The sequence below is a fragment of the Chthoniobacter sp. genome, assembly GCF_040003245.1.
Classification (GTDB): domain Bacteria; phylum Verrucomicrobiota; class Verrucomicrobiia; order Chthoniobacterales; family Chthoniobacteraceae; genus Chthoniobacter.
In genome coordinates this window covers 1-19,330 of record NZ_JBDUCX010000125.1, presented here as the reverse complement: position 1 = coordinate 19,330, position 19,330 = coordinate 1, and the positions used below count along the sequence as shown (strand labels likewise).

Below are 19,330 nucleotides of genomic sequence, written 5' to 3'. Positions count from 1 at the left end.
CGACCGCAGCGGCGCGTAGTGCGGAAGCGAAGGTGCGAGTATTTTCTCAAAGGCCGCGTGCAGCGCGAAGTAGGCCGTGGCCGCTCCTATGCCGACGAGCAGTCCCCAGCCGACGAGCGACGAGCGATGCGAGGACGCCCACAGATTCCAGAGCAAATAAGCGAGCGCCATCATGAAGACCGCCCCGAGCAGCAGCACGCCGAGGCCGCTCGCGGCGTTCACGCCGAAGAGTCCGCCGACAGCCCAAGTGAGCGCGACCGCCGTGCCGAGCGTGCCGGCGAGGATGAGCGGATGTGCGCCTGGCCGCTCCGAGGGCACCCACGCCGATTTGCTCACGCTCACGATGCTGCCCGAGGAGAGAAACGCGTGCGCCTTGTAAAGCGAGTGCGCGACGATGTGCAGCACGGCAAGCGCGAAGGCACCGAGGCCGCATTGCAGCATCATGAATCCCATCTGCGCGATGGTCGAATAGGCGAGCGAGCGCTTCACGCTGGTCTGCGTGAGCATCACCACCGAGGCGAAGAGCGCGGTGAACGCACCGACGAGCGCGAGGGCATTGAGAGCGGCGGGCGAACCCGCCACGATCGGGCTGAGCCGCACGATGAGGAAGCCGCCGGCATTGATGATGCCCGCGTGCATCAGCGCCGAAACGGGCGTCGGCGTTTCCATCGTATCCGGCAGCCAACTGTGGAAAGGGAACTGAGCGGACTTCAGCAGCGCGCCCGCAACGAGCAGCACGCTCGCCCAGCCGAGGCAGCCCGCGTGCGCACCGCCGTGGGCGCGCAGCGCGTCCGCCGCCGCGAACATTTCCGAGAATTGCCAGGTGCCGAAACATTTCCAGGTGAGCACGAGTGCGCCCGCCATGCACGCATCGCCGAGGCGGCTGATGAGGAACTTCTTCCGCGCTGCGAGAATCGCCGCGGGCCGGTCGCTGAAAAAAATCAGCAGTTTGTGCAGGCTCATGCTCGCCGCCAGCCAAGCGAGTGTGAAGAGCAGCAGATTTCCCGAAAGGATGGCCGTGAGCACGGAGCCGATGGTCACCGAGAGCCATTTCGCGAACCGCCCTTGTTGTGCGTCGCCGTCGAGGTAATTGCATGAATAGCGCGTGACGACTGCGCCAAGAAAGGACACCAGCACCACCATGACCGCAGAGAGCGGATCGAGAAATAGATCAAGCCGGAGTGCGCCGAGGTTCAGCGCGTGCGCCGCTGCTGGCCGCCACATGAGCGTGCCGAGCGCACTGATGACTGCGAGAGCAAATGCTACCAGCGCCAACGTCGCGATCCCGTGAGCGAACCGCTTCCCGAGCGCATTCGCCGTCCGCGCCGGGATCAGCACCGGGGCGAGCAGCAGCAGTGGCGCGAGAGCGGCAAGCGCCGGGATGGCCTGAGCGATTGCGGAGTCGGAGATCGGTGAGTTCGTCATTAAAAACAAATACCAGCGACGTGGGGCTTCGTTCCAATATACCTTTTGTGTGCTTTCGTTCTGTTTGCTAAAAGCATTCCCATGTCGTTTCTGAACTACCATCACCTCCGGTATTTTCGCGCCATCGCCAATGAGGGCAGCCTCACGCGGGCGGCTGAGCGGTTGAATATTTCCCAGTCGGCCATCAGCATTCAGCTCCGCAGCCTTGAAGAGAGCCTCGGCCAGCCGCTCTTTCACCGGCAGAATAAATCGCTCGTCCTGACCGAAGCCGGCGGCATTGCCCTGGATTACGCGGAGTCTATCTTTCGCGCCGGAGAGGAGATGGCCGCAGTCTTGAAAAATGAGGTGTCGGGACGTCGGCGCGTATTGAGAATCGGGGCCGTGGCAACCCTCTCACGCAATTTTCAAATCGCGCTCCTGCGACCGCTTATCGGACGTGCGGATATCGAACTGGTGCTCTACTCTGGCAACCTCCGCGACCTGCTGGCCCAACTGCGCGCCCACACGCTTGATGTCGTGCTCTCTAATCTGCCCGTGCGCCGGGACGCCGACACCGACTGGCACAGCCATCTGCTCGACGAACAGCCTGTGAGTCTCGTGGGCAAGCGTACGCGGCAGCGAAACAAGTTCCGCTTTCCCGAAGATCTCCGCACCACGCCCGTCCTGCTGCCGAGCCTTGACAGTAACATCCGTTCAGGATTTGACCTCATTCTCGAACGCTCCGGTATCCGACCCGTCATCGCCGCGGAAGTCGATGACATGGCGATGCTGCGCCTGCTCGCCTGCGAAGGCGCAGGGCTCGCGCTAGTGCCACCCGTCGTCGTGCGCGGTGAACTCGACTCTGGTCTGTTGGTCGAGCGCCACCGTATCACCGATCTTCGCGAGAGTTTTTACGCCATTACACCAAGCCGACGTTTTCCAAATCCCGTGCTGCGCGAGCTGCTCCACACAAAATTTGCAACGCATCCCGTGAGAGGCGGGTCAAAAAGAAAGCCAAGCGGCTAGGCACCCCACAGTCGCGCCCGGCGGTGATTTCCTCGAGGGTGTGGGGAGGAAGCGGGCGGAGCAGGCGACCCGGTGCCGAAACTGAACCCCAAGCCGCCAGGAATGGTATGAGGGCCGCTTCATGAAGCCCGCGTGCTGGCGAAAATACTTCAGCCACGCGCTCATCAGCGCGGCCTCCAGGCTGTTCTCCGTCGCCGCATCCTATTCCGCAATCGTGCGGCCCCAGTAGAAACTGATATGGCCCGCGGCGCGGGCCTTGGAGCGTTTGAGAAATTCGTCCATCTCCTCGATGCCGAACGCGGGCGGGAAGGTCCCCTCGATCACCAGCGGCTTGCCGATCACATACACGGCCAGCGCGGCCAGCGCTTTGTCCACTTCGCCTGTTTTCGGATAAAGGTGGGATGCTCACGAAATCCTACGCACAACTCACTTCCGGCGAATAGAGGATCGGCTTCGCTCCCGGCCACACGTGCGCCGACGGGATCGCGCCGACGGTGATCAAATCCCCGTGATCCTCCATGCGGCCGGCCAGACTGTGATGCACGCACAAATCCACGTTGTCCCGCGGTAGGCAGCGCTCACGGCTTCCGAACCGGCATCTTCCTCCATTCCACCGTCGAGCCGTCATTCGGGTTCACACTCGGATCATTGGTACCGACGTAGTTGCCCTGCGGGTTCACCCAATAATACTCGTAGGTCGTCGGCAGCTCGACCGGGGCGCGCCCGTCATACGGGTTCACGTAGGTCCGAACCGCGCCGAGGTTCTCGCGAAACTCGGCGTTCTGGCGGTCGACCGATGCATTGCGCTGATCGGTGACGCCCTGCCAGTTCTTCTGCGACCATTCGCGATACCTCGCCGCCGCCTCGCCATAGGCGGTGGAGTTCCGCAGATTCTGTTGCATGATGCCCCGCGCGCCAAACGCGGCGCCGCTGGTGGCAGCCACCTGCTGCGCCACCAGGGGCAGCCATGTCGAATAGCCGGGCCACTGGGACGACCGCGACAGCGCCGCAGTCATCGCCATCACGGAGGCGCCATAGGACAGCGCCACGTGCACGATGGCCACGCCCTGGCACGGCACGCCGTTGACGCTGTAGCGCACCTCGAACGCATACGCGTGCTGGAAGCCCGCGATCGGCCGCGCCGGCTGCGCCTCGCTGAGCTGAAGGTTCTCCACGCGCATCGCGGATAGATTCTGGTAGGCGTATTGGCCCGGTGAGGCATTGGGAGGCAAGCCGGCGTTGCCGACCATGACCGTGAGCGCCTTGCTGTCCGGCGCCACCAGGGTCAGCGCAAACTGGCCACTCTCTCCGACACGCCAGCCCTGTGGCAGTGCATAGGAAAAATACGGCGTCGACATGATCGCCAGTGCCTGGGCCGGACGCGCGACCGTCGCCGGTTGGACGAAAGTCGTGCCTTTCGGGGCCGACTGCGCCCGGGCATCCGGAAGCGTCGTGCACCCGATGAGCGCAGCGAGCATTATCACTGCGAGGAACTTGCTGTTCACCGAGCCCCGCCGGAAACGGGTCGGGCATCGAGCGGTGCTTGGGAGTGAGTAGGGCGAAGCAGGCTTCAACGAACCATGGATGCCGCTCCGCAGGGCCGGTTTCTGGAGCTGATGTTCGATCGGCGAGTGTTTCATGGGCTCTTTTCGCTGTTTGCGAGGATGCCGTTCCGTTCCGCATGGCCAAGCAGATTTTTTGGGCAGCGGCTCTTCCAATGTCTTGCGGCTGTGCTGGCCGTTGGCCTCAACCGGACTGCAAGGAATTCGCTTTTCAGCGCACCGTGCCGAATAGGAGATCAGCAGAGCGGAATTTATGGCTTTGGATGCGGCTTCCGTGCCGAAGTGTGTTTCCCTGCGGAGATACGCGTCGCAGTAGGAGCAGTTTTTGTAGAAGCTCGTCATCGTGCTCATCGACCTTCAAAGGCTGCCTCACCAAGTCGCCCAAGTGCGGGCCTGGATTGGGTTGTGCGAGGGCGTGTGGCGTGTGTTTCAAGTTCCTTGGCCTAGCGCCGAAATGCTAAACTGAGCCGGTCGCTCCAACCGCCGCAACTCCGCGACCAAGCATGAGAGTCAGGCAGTCCATTAAGCGACTCGACAGGCTTCTTCACTGCGGCGTGGTTGCAATTGCGACCGCTTCGAGCACCGCAGTCAAAACTTTGTCTCCCATAGGAGACGCAAGACCGGGAAAATTGTTCCGGAACGGCACGCGCCCCGACCGCGGGCCACGAAAATCCGCTTTCTGTTGATATATGTTCTAGTGAACACTTTCGGCGTGAATCGCCAAAACCTACGCCGTTATGTCCGCTGGGCTGAAAAGATAGCAGCCGCCCAGCGACAACTCGCCGATGAACTCGCCGACGAAGCGCGCAAGGCGGAGGCATCGCCAGATCCCCTAGGGCTCTACATTTTCACGGCGCGGTCGCGCTATCGGGTCACGTCAGACGGGGACAAAAGCAAAAGCGGCAAGAGAACCCAGCTAGAGCTTGAGTCGAGCTACCGCGAAGCCACGAAACTGGGATTCGACGGGGCGTTCAAGATGTGGCTCTACCTCATGCGGATCGGCAGGCTGACGAGTCCGCTGCCGGCGACGAAGAAAAGGGTGATGCCGATCGCCCAATGTAGTATGGAGCCCCCATGGCTGACGACCCGCGCATGCGGCCTCTGCTCGGCAGCCAACATTCGGTCACTGATCCGCCAGACGCGCACAGTGCAGCGCGGGATGTTTCTACGATAAAAGTTTACATAAGATTTCGTAGTGGTTTCCCCTACGGGGTGTAGTTTACCTCCTGCCTTCCCCGCCCTCCAATCAACGACACTTTGCACGCTCGCGGGTTTTTGAGATGCGGTTCTGCGAGCGTTGCCGATGTGATCGTGAATTTACAAAGTCGGCAGTGCCACATTTGCGGCATTTCGGCTTCACGATTTTGACTTTTGGCTTATGGAGCGTTGGCTGGCTGGCAGTCGCAATTGCCGCATGGAGAGAGCCCTGGCGTTGCACAGTCTGCCGCTCCCGATTCCTGCAAGCCGCCAACGGCCTCCCACGGGCGAGGCAGCCCGATAAGCCGCGTCTTACGCCTCCCATCACGTCGAGGTTAACGGACCCGACGCATATTTGGAAGTAACTACCGGCTCAACGCACAGGCATCGGCCAAAGCTGCCCACGAAAAGACCCCGACCCCACGTGATGCACGGTCGGGGCATTCCGCAATGCGTTATTTGGATGCGAGCCATCGGCGGTTACTGTAAATACCGCAGATGGCCGACGAGACGCCTTACCTGTTCGCCCCGCCGTCCGCACCGCCGCCGCCCGGCCCCTCGACCTCCCGCGATACCGGCAACGGCTTGCCCAGCTCGCAGCGCAGGGCGTCTACATCGGCACGTCGTCCTGGAAGTATCCGGGCTGGTGCGGACTCGTCTACAGCGACCAGCGCTACATGACTCGGCAAAGATTTTCCCAGGCGAAGTTCGAGCGTGAATGCCTGGCCGAATACGCCGAGACGTTCTCCACGGTTTGCGTGGACGCCGGCTACTACCAGTTCCCGACGCCTGGCTACCTTGCCGGCCTGTGCGAGCAGGTGCCGGAGAGATTCAAGTTTGCCTTCAAGGTAACGGACGAAATCACGATCAAGAACTTCCCCGGCTTGCCGCGCTTCGGCGCGAGGAAGGGGATGGCGAACACCAACTTTCTGACCGCGAACCCGCCGTGCCGATTGCATCGAGGCGGCACGGCTCATCCTGCTCACGGCAGTGGAAGGCCATCCGCAGGACACCGCTATGCAATACAACCTGGCGTGCTACGAATGTCTGCTTGGGGATTTGGCCGTTGCGAAGGCGCGGCTCCGACATGCGTTCAAGCTGGATGCGAAGCTCCGCGGGTGCGCGCTGGATGACGAAGACCTGAAGGCGATTTGGGATTCATTTGGCGAATAATTCGCCCCAGTTCGGGTCCGGGTGAAACTTCGCTTTCTTACGTAGTCGGGGAGACGAAGGCGGATTTTTTCCGCGAGGAGCAGAAGGCGTTGAAGCCGTTTCAGCCCGGGTTGTTCGACGATCTCAGTTCGACGGCTGGAGAGCAGGCCCGCAGCGTGGCGATGACATTCAGATGCGTTTTGCTCATAAGGTGCCCACGCGCACGTCGTCGATCCAAACTGTCTTCGCCTGACCGACAAGAAAGACGAGCCGCGACTTTGCCGCATCCAACACTGTGCCCTTCGCGGTGAGCTTCTGTGAATCGTTCGCGGTCACGGTCACGTCATTGCCTTTGAGCGTGACATCGATCTTGATCCATTCGCCGGGCTTCGCTTGCAACGGGGCGCTTGCCAGGCGTTCCGTGCGGTAAAATTTCGGATCAGCGAGCTGCTCCGCCATGGGCGGTGGGACTGTTTTGCCCTCTTTGGCGAGCGCGGCGCGTAGCTTGCCCTGCTCGATGTGCGACTGCGGCGTGCCACGATCCTGCGCGATGGTCAGCGTGTTGCCGTAGATCGACACGCGAAGCAGATGCGCGGAGCCGCCGAACGCGGACTCGCCGTCGATGAGCATGAGGCAGTTGCCCTGGTCATCGAGCTTCACTTTGTAGCTCAAGCTGAGATCTCGTCCCTCCAAAGGCGCGAAGACGGCCGGCCCGTGATCATCCTCTTTCGCGCAGACACCTTGCAGAGCGCCATCAACAACGCTCCACGAATTCGCGCGACCGCCGGTGGTCCAGCCCTGGGGCAACCCGGGGCCGGAGAAATCTTCGTCGATCAGTTCGCCCGCGAAGGCTGAGGTGCAGGCAAGAATGGGAATCAGAAGAAGGTGCATAAACTGCTGGGTATTGGCTTTTCACCGCTGCGGACGGAAGAGGGCCGAGCGTTGAGCGGTGTCGGGGAGTGAAGGGGGCGGTTCAAATTCACGGACGGAATAATAAATCTGCCGCACTAGCTGCCGCTTAAACAACTAAAACCAGCGACCGCCAACCTGCGCGCTCGGCGGCGGTTTCTTCGAGGGCGTGGGGAGGAAACGGGCGGATGCGCCGTTGCCGGTGGTGCGAGGATGAGTTTCATTGGGATGTCTTCTCCTGGCTCTCAATCCACGGACACACTTTTTCGGCCCACTTAGCGGCGTGCTCTTGCAAGCCAACGTCGCTGAAGTGAACGCCTTGGCCATTGGCTTCGCGCAGAGCGCCTTTCAAGGCATCGCTGTCTGGTCCTTCCAGGGCGGGGCCATCACGCCACAGCGACGCCTGCGCCTTGCGGATGTCCGGCGAGGCTTCATCACCAGGCACGTGGTAACTGACTTGCGCCACGAACCATGGCGCGTCCCACCCGATCTCACGCCGCGACTCGCGGATGACGCGCTCGAGATATTCGCGATAGAGATTGCCCGGCAGGGTGCGCGCCGCATCCTTCTGGTTGGCATCGCTTTCGCCTTGATGCCAGAGTACCGCGCGGAAGCCGTGGGGCCCAGCCTGCTTCATCCGGGCAACGAAGTTCGCAAATGCCTCTCCGTTGCTCTCCCAAGAGCCGTCTGGGAGTTGCGTCACTCGGCTCTCGATCGTCGGCGGATACGGGAATGTCGCGCCCTTTGGCAGCCACTCGCGCACGCTCGTTGCCCCGATGCCGCAGGCGATGAAACCGACGGGCACATTGAACCGCTGCACCACTGCATCCCCGAATGGCGGCATGAAACTGCCGCCCATTCCACTTGCGCCAGGCTGCGGATCATCGGCCAGCCGCCAGCGGTGCCCATCGAATGCCGCAACCCGCTTCGTCTGCGTGTTCTGCTTCGTCTCTCCGTGATTCGCCGAGTTCGACTGGCCCGCCACGACAAAGACTTCGCCGATGCCCACATGTTCGACCGTCGCATCGCCGACGATCTTCCCATCCTGCAAAGCACGGACTTGCAGACGATACCATCCGCCCGCCACCTCCTTGCTGGTACCTTCAAACGACTCGCCGGAAACACGCACGGCCAATTTCTGCCACGGGCCATCGCTCTTCTCCGTGAACATGCGCGTTTCAAATATCGCTTTCGCCACGCCGGCGTCCGCGAAGGTTCCACGAATACGCACTTCGCCCACGGTGCGCGACATGCGCTGAATGACCTGATAATCAAGCGGGGCGGTAAGGATGATCTCAGCCGCGTGCAACCCAGCCAGCGGCGCCAGCAGCAGGGCGGCGAGAAGGGTGAGGATGTGCTTCATGGGGTGCGTTTCAAATTCACGGATGGGATGATGAATCTGCCGCATCAGCCGCCGCTTAGGCGACTAAAACCGATGGCGGCAACCCGCGCGCCCGGCGGCGATTTCTTCGAGGGCGTAGTTGAGTAAGCGGGCGGAATCCGGCAGTGCCCCGACGCTCATCGACCCGCTCCCAAGGTTGCCTCACCGGGTCGCCAATAGTGTGCGCTTGGAGGGGCGGGCGAGGGCGGGCGAGGGCGAGCGGGGTCGATCTACTCGGCGCGGTTGCGGAGCGCGACGGAGTAGTAACAGAGAGAGAATCGGTTTCCCGTTCAAGTCAGCGTGCCGCATGGCGCGGCCAACGGATGCCGGTGGCCGGTGGCCGGTAGCGTGAGCAAGTGTGTCATGGCTGGGAGGGACGTGTTTTCGCGGACCAATCCGTGGAGATCGTGGTGTTGGCTCCGCGCAGTTCAATGCGGGCGATTTCCGGATCGGTGGCGCCGGGAAAGGCGACGCGCACATGGATCACGAGGTCGGTGATTGGGATTTCTACTTTCACGTCCTGCCAGTCTGCCGTGGCGGCGAGTTTGCAGGTGGCGATTTTGTCCCTACTGAAATCATCGTCCGTTTGCGTGCGCCACGAGATTTGGCCGGTCCCGCCGCCGGGACAACGCACCCGCAATGTGGCGGTGACCGGACCGGCGAGATTGAGACCGTTGCGAGTGATGAACGGCCGGGCGGCTTTGCCGTCGGGCAGGAGGTGCAGCGCGCCGTCGGCCACCTGGAGCGTGCAGTTGCGGCCGAGCCAGGCTTGGGTGTTCGCGGTTTCTCCACTGCTGGCCGCGGCCTTCTTCCGGGTGGTGGATTTCGCGCCGGTCAGTTTGACGTGCGTGTCGTAAAACATTTCATCCTGGGCGTTCTGCTCACGGGGTAGGGTCGGCGGCGGCAGCGTCGCGTTCCACGCCATGAGCTGCTTTTCCAAATCGGCCGCGACTTCCGGGAATTGCGTGAGGAGATTGTTTTTCGCCAACTCGGTTTGACCTTCCGGTCCATTGAGATCGAAGAGGAAGCGTTCGGTCGGGCCGAGCAGGATGAGTTTCCAGTGGTCGGAGCGGATGGCGGCCTGGGAGCGCCAGCGCCAGAACAAGGCAGCGTGGGGATGGTCTGTCTTCTCACCGAGCAGGAACGGAATGAGGTTCACGCCATCGAGCTTTTCATCGCGCGGCAACCCGGCGAGGGCCACCGCCGTGGCGGCGACGTCGAGATTGATGACCGGCGGCTCGTAGGATTTTCCGGCGGGCAATGTGCCAGGCCACGCCGCGAGAAAGGGCGTGCGGATGCCGCCATCGGTGAGCATGCCTTTTTCGCCGACGAGCGGGAGATTGAGCGAGCCATCCCACGCGCCCGCATGGAGCGGCGCGCCGTTGTCGCCGATGAAAAAGATGAGCGTGTTCTGATCGATGCCCTGCTCACGCAGCCGGGCACGAATCTTTCCGATGCCTTCGTCCATCGCAGCGATCATGGCGAGGGCCTGGCGTCGTTCCCTGGGCAGGTATTCCGGGGTTCGTGAAAACCATGGCTCGGGTGATTCGAGCGGCACGTGTGGCGTGAAATAGGCGAGGTAGAGAAAAAATGGATCGTGCGCATGGCGGTCGATGAACGAAAGGGCCGCGTCGGTCTGCCAGATGCAGCGAAAGCGTTTGTCGGTGAGCATCTGCGGGGCATTGGGCAACTTGTGGCCCTGTAGATCATGCGATGCCATGAAGTTGTTCATCGGGCCGGTGAAGTATTCGTCGAAGCCCTGCCCCCCCGGCAAAAAGGCGCGGGCGCCTGTTTCCGTATTCGCGATTTCCTCTTTGGCGGCGCCTCTGGCGGGTGGCGGTTCCAAATGCCACTTGCCGACCTGACACGAAACGTAACCCGCCGGTTTCAGCAGTTCGGCAATGGTTTGTTCCGCCAACGGTAACGGGCCTTTGGTGTTATCCTCCACGCCAAAGCGTTGCTGGTAGCGCCCCGTCATGACACCCGCACGGGAAGGCACGCATTGCGGCGCGCTGACGTATCCACGCACGAAGCGCACGCCATCCCGCGCCAGCGCATCGAGATTCGGCGTACGGATGTCCTTGTCCACGCCCTGAGCGCCGAGGTCGGCATACCCGTGGTCATCACTGTAGATCAGAATGATGTTTGGTTTGCGTGCGGCAGACGGGGGCGCCTCCGCGGTGTGCAGCGCGGCGAGCGGCGCCAGCAGCAGGGCGGCGAGGAGAGTGACGACGGGTTTCATGGGGTGCGTTTCAAAATCACGGACGGGATGATGAATCTGCCGGACCAGCCGCCGCTTAGGCGACAAAAACCGATGACCACCAGCCCGCGCGCCCGGCGGCGTTTTCTGTGAGGGCAGCGCTATTTGCGATGCCACTCGGAAGACGTGTGACCGGAAAGGTGCTCGGGAAGTTCCGCACGTAAATCGTTTTTGTAGAGGCCGATTTTCTCGAACGGGATGGACGCAAAGCCCGCAACCTTTTGGAAAACCGGTGCTGTCGAATCCATGCGGAAATCGAGCCGGGTCACGTCGGTAAAGCCGAGGTCGGCGAGCGGAAGCGCGGCGTTGTCGCGAAGGATGACAAACTTGAATTCTGCGGGCTTCCCGCGCAATTCGATTTCCTTTTCGGATCCAGTGGAGACGTTGCGTTCGACGATGCAGCCAGTGGGAAGTTCGGGTTGATTTTGCAGCAGCGTGGCGAGCGTGGGAAAGCGCTCGCGCCACGGCGACTCACCCGCCTTCACCGACGCGAGATCCTTGAGCAGACGCGGGTCCGTGTCGTAGTGCCGGCTTACGCCGCGCGCATCCACGCTGAAGCCGCGCGGGCATTCAACGGCGATGTTGTTGCGGAAAATATTGTCGTGCCCGCCGCCGAGCCCCGCGCCCGCGCTCATGCGAAACATGATGTTGCCCTCGATCGTGTCGCCGCTGTCGCCATCATCCAGATACACCCCGAGTGCGTGGCCGGTGTGGTGGATGAAATTGTGCCGCACCACGTTACCCTGGCTGGTCCAATTGTTGTTCGAATAAAAGCCGCCGAGGTCGTCGCTCTCGATGAGGAAATCGTGGATTTCGTTAAACTCGAAAAGGTTGTCGTTGCCGCCGTAAAGAACCGCCGCGTGAGGTGAGTCGTGAATGAGATTGTGCGTGACGATGCAGCCGCACCCATAGCCCGAGTCGTTAGCACCGACACCGATGCCGGGCGACCAGATTTTCTTCGCGAGCGCGTAGTGGTGAATGTAATTATTGTCCGCGACATGACCTGCCGGCGTGAGGCTCGCGCGGTCGCCGCCCCCGAGCAAAATGCCACCGTGGCCGAGCGCATACAGGTCACAGCTCTCGATGCGATGCTTCGCGCCGCCTTTCACGACCACGCCGTTTTTGCCGATGCCGGTAAGCGTGCAACCTTGCACCACACAAGCTTCGCCATCGGTGATTTCGATTCCGTTGCCGAGCGTGCCCTTCAAGACAAGGCCGCGCAGCGTGATGTGCGATGCGCCTTTCATCCGCACGATCGGCTGGTCGAAATCGGCGAGCGTCACCTTCGCTGAGGCCAGCTCGCGCGGCGGCCAGAAGTAGAGTGTCTGCGTCGGAAATTCGACCGCCCACTCGCCGGGTTCATCAATTTCCTCCACGAGATTGATCGCCCGCCAGGGCTCCGTGCCCGCGCCGTTTGGTCCGGCGTATTTCGAGCCGATGCCACCGGGAATGGGCGCGGCGAGCGTGATGGATTTTTGGTCGAGGTCGAGAGTCTGCACGCGCACGCTTTGCCAATCCCACGCCACCCGCCAAAAGCCCGCGAGCCATAGTTGTCCGGCTTCGGCGGCTGCCTTCCACCGCGCGGGCCGGTCGCCGTCAAAGACGAAAGTGCCGGGCCGTTTTCCCGGCGCGCCGGGGTCGTCGCCGCGGTCGAGGACCTTCGCCAACTTCGCTTTGTCGCCATTCGGCCAACGCGAAAGCGGCTGCCACTCATCGTCGCAGAAAAGCTGCACGAGCCCGCCGCCATCGTTGAAGTGCACGGGGAACGTCTTCGCGTGCTTCACGCCTGCTGCCGCGAGGTCGAACTTCCACACCTTTCCACGAGCCTCGGGCGCGAGCCGCGCGACGGTTTTGGCGTCGGTCGTCTTCACGAATTTTGCAGCTTCGAGATGCATCGCGGCATCGAGCACCACCGTACCGTCCTTCTCCGCGCGGAAAATCACCGGCGCGTCCGCAGCGCCGCCATCATCCGCAGCAAAATCGAGCGTCTTGGCGACGGGATAAACACCCGCGGCGATCCACACGACAGCGCTTTCCTTTTTCATCCGCTCGCGCACCGCGCGTTGCGCCCGCTCCAGCGTGGCGAAGGGTGCCGCGTGCGTGCCCACAGCCGCGTCATCGCCCGCGCGGGAAACCCAAAATTCCGCGGCTTGCAATGAAACCGCAGGTGCAAGCAGGAGGGCTGCAAGGATGGTAAGGATGTGCCTCATGGGGGTGCATTTCAGATTCACAGAAGGGATGATGAATCTGCCGCACTAGCTGCCGCTCAGACAACCAAAACCGGCGACCGCCAACCCGTACGCCGGGCGGCGATTTCTTCGAGGGCGTAGGGAGGAAGCGGCCTATCCGGTTTCTGCTACTCCGTCTTTTGCACGTTTCGTGGCGCGAGCGGCGGGTCGTTCTTCTGGGGTTCGCCAGGAGTGCTACGCCCGTCGGCTTTGTATTTCTCAAGGAGTGCCTTGAGTTCGCGGACAATCTCAGGCCGCTCTGCAAAATAGTTGTGTCGCTCGATGAGGTCTTCCCGGACGTTGAAAAGTTCGCCGGGCAGAGTGTGCCGGGTGTAGCCCCTCTCATCCTTCAACCACTGCGGTTCACCATTTGTGCCGTTATCGTCCCCGCTCGGCGCGTCGATCAGCACCCAGGCGCCCTTGCGGATGGCGAATTTTCCGCTGCCGCTGTGGTGAACGGTCGCCTCGCGAATTGGCTCGTTGTGCTTTTGTCCGAGGAAGAGGGGCAGTAGATTGTAGCTGTCTGGCGCGGCGGCTTCAGGGAGGTCCGCGCCAAGTAGGGCTGCGACCGTGCGCATGAAGTCGACGTGGCAGATCGTTTCGTCGCTGACGATGCCAGCTTTGACCTTGCCCGGCCATCGCACGATGAACGGCACGCGGTGCCCGCCTTCCCACGTGTCGCGTTTCGCGCCGCGCAACCCGCCCATGCTGTAGTGGTGATACTCCAGGACGCGGTCATAGGCGCCGGGTTTGATTTCCACGACCTCGGGACCGTTGTCGCTGGTGAAAATCACGAGCGTGTTTTCCGCAACGCCCGCCCGCTTCAAGGCATCGAGCACCTGGCCCAAGGTCCAGTCGGTTTGGAAAACAAAGTCACCGTATTCGCCCGCCTTTGACGTGCCCTTAAACTCCGGCGCGGGCACCACCGGGTAGTGCGGCGACGTGAGCGGAAGGTAGAGGAAGAACGGCTTCCCGGATTTGGCCGAGTCTTCGATCCATCGCACTGCACGCCTCGTGAGTTCGGGCAAAATGTTCACCAACTTCCAGCCGGGCAGCATCGGACCGGGAATGTTGAACAACTCCCCCGGCCCTGCATCGGGAACCGATGGGATTCCGACGGTGTGGTCGTTTTCGATGAAGCAATATGGCGGATAGTTCGGCACGTTCGTCCCAAAATAATAGTCGAACCCATGCGTCGTCGGCCCGTCGGTGATGGCTTTGGCAAAGTCCACGTTGCTCAGCCGGTCCCTTCTGATCGACGGCGGTTGCCCGTCCTTCGTGAGCCATCCCATGCCGAGGTGCCATTTGCCGATCGCGGCCGTGGCGTAGCCGTGTTGCTTGAGCAGCGATGCGACCGTGAGCCGCTCCGGAGCAATGAGCGGCTCGCTCCACGGCCCGAGCACGCCGCGCTGGAGCCGCGAACGCCACGAATATCGCCCCGTAAGAATTGCATAACGTGTTGGCGTGCAAACCGATGTCGGCGCGTGCGCATCCGTGAAGCGCATGCCCTCCGCTGCCAATCGATCGAGATTTGGCGTGGGGATTTTGGAATCCTTGTTGAAGCAGCCAAGATCGCCGTATCCAAGATCGTCCGCGAGGATGAAGACGATGTTCGGTTTGCTTTCGGCGGCATGTGCCACGCAGGAGATAAAGACGAATAGGAAGATCAGAGGATCACGATTCATGAGCGGATCAGGGATTTGCGATGACGATGGCCGGGCGTGAGAGAACGCCTTTCGACTCTGCGCTGTATCCGTCGGAGCGCCAATAGCGTTTGAGGTCGGCGGCGGTCATCAGGTGCAGGCCGGGTGTGGCGATGGCGGGGTTGCAAAGCACGTAGAGACTTTCGTCGGCGATGTAGCCTGCGAGTATGAGTGTGTGGCCGGCAGCACCGCCGGGATAACGGTCACCAATGTATTTGAAATCTATCACCAGGGGACATCCGGCGTCGAGTTCTGCGCGGGCGAACGCGGTCGCCTTGTCGAAACCGTCGTCGTCAGCCGTGAAGGTGATGAGTTTCCAGTGCTGGCCCATTTTTTCCGAGGCTTTGACGAGATCGGCCCAGTCCGTGCCCGTGCCGAGCGGTGATCGGCAGAGCTTTTTGAAATCCCAGCCGCCGACTTTGCTGCCTTGCGCGCGGGCAAACATCGCGCAGCTCGTGGCGCCACAGTTGTTCCAGCCTTGATGGACATGCGGCACTGGAATGAGCGCGAACTTGCCCGGCTCGGGTTTCCGATGGCGGTAGTCCATGAGCTTGATCAAATCGGCACCCTGCTGCGCGGCCATCTCGCTGGACGGCTGCTCGGGATTACCCGTGGGGCCGGTGGTTTTCGTCTTCGCCACATTTGTCCACGCGGCGCGCGCCTGGTCGAGTTCTTCCGCCTGAAAGTGGAGCTCGCCCAGAACCACGAGTCCGTTGGGATCGTTCAGTTCCGCGGCGCGTTCCGCGAGTGTGCGCGCCTGCGCCCCATCGGGCGCGATGCCTTCGCCGGAGAGATACATCATCGCCGCCGTCGAAGCCGCGCGACCGTGGCCCATCGCGGCGGCTTTTTTCCAAATCTCAAGCGCCTTCGGAATGTCCTGTTCCACGCCCTGCCCGGCGAAGTAGCACTGGCCGAGATTCCACGCGGCGGCAGCGGATTGGTCCGCGGCGGCCTTGAAGTATCCGGCGGCGAGCGCTGGCTCCGATTTGACACCCGTGCCCCGGAAGAACATCCAGCCGACGAAGTCCATCGCGTCCGCGTTGCCCTGATCGGCGGCGAGGTGTGCCCAACGCATGGCCTCGGCATAGTCCTGCTTCACGCTTTTGGCATCGCGATAGCGAACCGCGAGCGAGAGCTGCGCATGCGCATCACCGTGCGTCGCTTTCTCAATCAGTTCCGCAGTGGGCGGGGCGTCGTCGGCAGCGATGACGGAGGAGATCAGCAGGCTGGAGCTGAGTGTCATTCGAAGCAGTGTCGTCATGGGGTGTCGTGGCATGGAAAACGTCGGCTGATTCATTCGCGCCCGAAATAACTTGGTGATGTGCTTCAGCGTGAGCCTTCAAGTTCCTGCCGTGTGGCAATCGGCACGTAGCCGACCTCCATGCCCTTCGGTGGCGTCAGGATGAGCGCGGTATCAATCTGGGCGAGCGTGCCGGCATCCGGCGGCACAAGGTAGTTGCGATCCTTCGTCCACGCGCGATGCAATTTTTCGACGCGGGCTTGCACTTGCTCACGCTCTGCGTCGGTGAGATCGGCGTTCAGCATCGCGGGCTGATCGGCAAAGCGATACCAGTAATACGTCACCACGCTGCCATCGCCGAGATGCGCTTGGAACGGTCCGGCAGCGGGGCCAGGTTTCCTCCAGCAACTCTGCACGTCATCGGGCGTGGTGCGTGGCTCTTGGGGTTTCTCTTTTGCTCTCTCAAAGCGATAATGCGTTAGGCCCGAGCCGGCTGGCATGTCCTTCGGAGATGCCACATTCCAGCGCGGCTTTTTGCCGTCGGTGCCGAGCGCGTAGTATTCGGGCAAGGTGACGAGCGAGCCGCTTTTACGCGTGAGCTGTTCATTCCAACGGTAGCCGAAGGTAATCGGGTTCGGTGTGAAGGAGGTGACGAAGGAGCCCCAGGCCAGCGGCACCTTTTCCTCACGCTTCGTCCCCGGAGGATAGATGCTCCAGCTGGAGCCACCGCCTTGGCGGAAGTTATGCACCGCGGATGCCTCCGCTTTGATCGCACCATCGGCTGGAGTGCCGCCGTCGAACCAGCGCTGCACGTCATCCCACAGCGCGGCCTTCTTATAGGCGCTGAGGCGGTGCAGCACGGTCGAGTAGCCATCGGGTCCGATGGGGAACGAGGTCGGTGCGACACGGGCAAACTCGTTTCCGCTGGCGTCCTTCGTGAGGACGGCAGGCACGTGTTGCGTCTCCATCTGGATGGCTTTGTTCGGTCCGGCGGGGCGTGAGTCGAGCAACATTCCGGCCCACTCGGGGTGGTCGATCGTCGCCTGCGACCAGAAGTAAGGCGTGAAGAAAGCCGCGGGGCCTTTGAAGTTGGCGGTGTTGAGAAAGAGGGTCCAGCAGTGGTTCCCGGTGGGGACGCTTTTTCCTGCGGTGGTGGTCTTAGGATTGGTCAGCGGCAATGGCAGGTAGCCGTAGCCAAACAGTTCGCCGCTGGTGCCTTGTTTCAAATTCAGACCATCGAGCGGAAACAACAGCCAAGGGCTGAGCTGCGCCACGCCGTACTGGCCTCGCGGCTTGTCCCACTTGCCCGCGCCATAGCCCGGGCCGTTGGCGATGAAGGAGAAGTTTGGCCCCACGCCTCCCATGATGAACTTAGGAGTCTCGGTGGGAAAATGCGTGTCACGCCACCAGCCGAGTCCGCCTTCGATGTCGGTGTAGCATTTGCCTTCGGGAGCCTTCCCCGCCTCATACTGCGGATGCATCCAGGTGCCGCAGAGTCCAGTTTGAAACTCGTGTCCGGGATAAGTCTGCACCAGCGGCCACGCAGCCGCATAGAGTGAGAAGCCACCATTGAAGTCCTCCGGCACCTTATCCGCAGGTCCGAACAAATAACCGGCCATTTCTCCTTCTTTGATTTCAGCAGACGATGGCTTTCCTGGATGAAGAAACGCCTCCGCAAACGCGTTGCCCATCAATGCGAAGGTCTTCGCACAGCCGAGGTAGTGGTATTCTGCGTTCGACGCGCCGCGTTGCCATAGAGCAGCTTCGGCTGGCGTGATGAGGTCGGCCTCGAATTTTTTGAGATAGTCCTGCTGCTGCTCCCTGGTCATCGCGCCATCCTTGTTCGCATGGTCTTTGTGCTTGGAGTCGAGGAAATAGGCCATCTGGCGGACCTGTGCCTTCTTTTTGTAGATGGCTCCGAGTTCCTCCGACCAAAACGGTGCAGTCTGCACGGCCATGACGTTACCGTTGAACTCTGGCAATGATGCTGGCGCCGCCATTGCTTCGCGGAACGCCAGCGTGCCGGGGTTTGCCTTCGCACCATCCACGCCCATCACGCCAATGACAAACGGCATCGTTGGCGCACCGAAATCCTTCCGCACATCGCGGATGAACGCCGCCAACCACTCGCTGTATTTGGCGAAGCGATTGCCCGGGCTGCCATTCGGCAGTTCGGGATACACATCGTCGTTTACCATGTCGTTCCATCCTTGCAGCCAGACAAAGCCAGCGACCTCGAAACCCTGCGCGGGGTCGTATTCCGGGCAGACGCGCTTCGGGTCGGCGAGCACCTTTTTCACATGCTCGACCATGCGCCGGTAATACACGCCCGTGGCCGCCGCCTGTTCGCTTTTCATCTCCGGCTTCTCCGCCCACTTTTTGAGTTCCTTTTCCGTGGGCACGTATGGGCTCGCGCTGGGCGGGCGAAAATCCGTGTGCAGACTCTTGCCGCCCCATGCGGTCTTGATGATGAGCACGGGCTCCTGAAATGCCTTGTCCATCGTGAGGCCGAAAGTGAATTCCGGCCCGATTTTACCATCGTCCTGATCGGGCTTCTGCCGCGCCCCGTAGCCAGCGGTCAATTTGCCAAAGCCTTCGCCATTTTGATCCCCGATGCCGGTGTAATAGGAAATCCAGACATGCTCACACACCGTGGGTTTTCCATCCGTTCCGCGCATTTGTTTCAGAAAAGGCGCCGTCGCGGGATCATCACCGATGTAGTCGAAGGTCTCTACCTTCGCATGACCCTCCATGTTCGACTGCCCCGCGAGGATGAAGACCTTGAGGGGCTTGGCCACTGCAGTGGAATAGACGGCCAGCCAACCCGTGATGATGAGAGCGAGGATGTGTTTCATAGTTTTGACTGCGGTTGAGATTGGTTCTTGGAAACGGGCTTTGCCGGCAAGTCGCCTCACATTTCGGCCATCAGCCCGTAGATGTCCGGCTCCGCGTGCTTCCATTCGCCGGAGACGAAGGCGGGCAGGTCGAGCGATTGGTCGCGTTTGAGTTGAGTTGTACAGGCGGGGAAGACGCCGGTTCAGTGAGGTTTCATGTAAGAAGTCGATTTCAGTGTTCAGTTGCTTTCAGTGCGTATGAGTTCAGCGGCTTGATTTTCTCCGAACAGCCCGGCGCTGATTCCCGCGTTTGTTCATGAGTTCCTCGATTTCCCCGGCCTCGATGGGAATATCGGCCATAAGGTCCACGGGGTCCTTCCCGGTAACCAGCACGTCGTTTTCGAGCCGCACGGCAAAACCTTCTTCGGGAATGT

General features: G+C 61.5%; 14 protein-coding genes and 2 pseudogenes. 4 read left to right on the top strand and 12 right to left on the bottom strand.

The window, feature by feature from the left end:
* Positions 1–1,425, bottom strand: a 1,425-nt coding sequence (locus tag ABJF10_RS17495) for a proton-conducting transporter membrane subunit (protein WP_348545881.1), incomplete at its 3' end; no start/stop codon positions are given.
* A gap of 81 nt (positions 1,426–1,506) precedes the next feature.
* On the opposite strand from ABJF10_RS17495, the gene ABJF10_RS17490 reads away from it, so the two are divergent.
* The gene (locus ABJF10_RS17490) at positions 1,507–2,430 is read left to right on the top strand and encodes a LysR family transcriptional regulator (protein WP_348545880.1); all 924 of its coding nucleotides are present in this window, start codon (positions 1,507–1,509) and stop codon (positions 2,428–2,430) included.
* A gap of 201 nt (positions 2,431–2,631) precedes the next feature.
* On the opposite strand, the gene ABJF10_RS17485 is transcribed toward ABJF10_RS17490, so the two are convergent.
* From ABJF10_RS17485 to ABJF10_RS17475, 3 genes are read right to left on the bottom strand one after another with little or no spacing between them, the layout of a single operon-like run.
* A complete protein-coding gene (locus tag ABJF10_RS17485; RefSeq protein WP_348545879.1) occupies positions 2,632–2,805 on the bottom strand; it encodes a hypothetical protein in 174 nt (57 codons plus the stop codon).
* 40 nt (positions 2,806–2,845) lie between these two features.
* Positions 2,846–2,974, bottom strand: a complete 129-nt coding sequence (locus tag ABJF10_RS17480; protein WP_348545878.1) for a hypothetical protein — start codon at positions 2,972–2,974, stop codon at positions 2,846–2,848.
* A gap of 34 nt (positions 2,975–3,008) precedes the next feature.
* Entirely contained in the window at positions 3,009–4,070 is a 1,062-nt protein-coding gene (locus ABJF10_RS17475; protein ID WP_348545877.1) for a hypothetical protein, read from the bottom strand.
* 619 nt (positions 4,071–4,689) lie between these two features.
* Between ABJF10_RS17475 and ABJF10_RS17470 the strand changes: the two genes are divergently transcribed.
* The 3 genes and pseudogenes from ABJF10_RS17470 (at position 4,690) to ABJF10_RS17460 (ending at position 6,362) form a co-directional block, all read left to right on the top strand.
* Entirely contained in the window at positions 4,690–5,166 is a 477-nt protein-coding gene (locus ABJF10_RS17470; protein ID WP_348545876.1) for a hypothetical protein, read from the top strand.
* A 700-nt stretch (positions 5,167–5,866) separates the two neighbouring features.
* Positions 5,867–6,004: pseudogene (locus ABJF10_RS17465) on the top strand (DUF72 domain-containing protein); the annotation flags it as partial.
* A gap of 202 nt (positions 6,005–6,206) precedes the next feature.
* Positions 6,207–6,362 (top strand): hypothetical protein, encoded by a 156-nt coding sequence (locus tag ABJF10_RS17460; protein WP_348545882.1) that lies wholly within the window; start codon positions 6,207–6,209, stop codon positions 6,360–6,362.
* Positions 6,363–6,545: 183 nt separating this feature from the next.
* Here ABJF10_RS17460 and ABJF10_RS17455 read toward each other — a convergent pair whose 3' ends face one another.
* The 8 genes and pseudogenes from ABJF10_RS17455 to ABJF10_RS17420 form a co-directional block, all read right to left on the bottom strand.
* Positions 6,546–7,232, bottom strand: a complete 687-nt coding sequence (locus ABJF10_RS17455; RefSeq protein ID WP_348545875.1) for a family 16 glycoside hydrolase — start codon at positions 7,230–7,232, stop codon at positions 6,546–6,548.
* Positions 7,233–7,470: 238 nt separating this feature from the next.
* Positions 7,471–8,613, bottom strand: coding sequence for a sialate O-acetylesterase (locus tag ABJF10_RS17450; protein ID WP_348545874.1), 1,143 nt, complete (start codon positions 8,611–8,613; stop codon positions 7,471–7,473).
* Between the two features lie 379 nt (positions 8,614–8,992).
* Positions 8,993–10,873, bottom strand: a complete 1,881-nt coding sequence (locus ABJF10_RS17445) for a sulfatase-like hydrolase/transferase (protein ID WP_348545873.1) — start codon at positions 10,871–10,873, stop codon at positions 8,993–8,995.
* Positions 10,874–10,992: 119 nt separating this feature from the next.
* On the bottom strand, positions 10,993–13,101 hold the full coding sequence (locus ABJF10_RS17440) for a right-handed parallel beta-helix repeat-containing protein (RefSeq protein WP_348545872.1): 2,109 nt from the start codon (positions 13,099–13,101) through the stop codon (positions 10,993–10,995).
* Positions 13,102–13,247: 146 nt separating this feature from the next.
* Positions 13,248–14,804 carry an arylsulfatase gene (locus tag ABJF10_RS17435; RefSeq protein ID WP_348545871.1) on the bottom strand — a complete coding sequence of 519 codons (1,557 nt, stop codon included), beginning with the start codon at positions 14,802–14,804 and terminating at the stop codon, positions 13,248–13,250.
* A 7-nt stretch (positions 14,805–14,811) separates the two neighbouring features.
* Positions 14,812–16,083 (bottom strand): C39 family peptidase, encoded by a 1,272-nt coding sequence (locus ABJF10_RS17430; RefSeq protein WP_348545870.1) that lies wholly within the window; start codon positions 16,081–16,083, stop codon positions 14,812–14,814.
* Positions 16,084–16,148: 65 nt separating this feature from the next.
* Positions 16,149–18,917 (bottom strand): sialate O-acetylesterase, encoded by a 2,769-nt coding sequence (locus tag ABJF10_RS17425; protein ID WP_348545869.1) that lies wholly within the window; start codon positions 18,915–18,917, stop codon positions 16,149–16,151.
* Between the two features lie 243 nt (positions 18,918–19,160).
* Positions 19,161–19,330, bottom strand: a pseudogene (locus tag ABJF10_RS17420) (aminopeptidase P family protein); the annotation flags it as partial.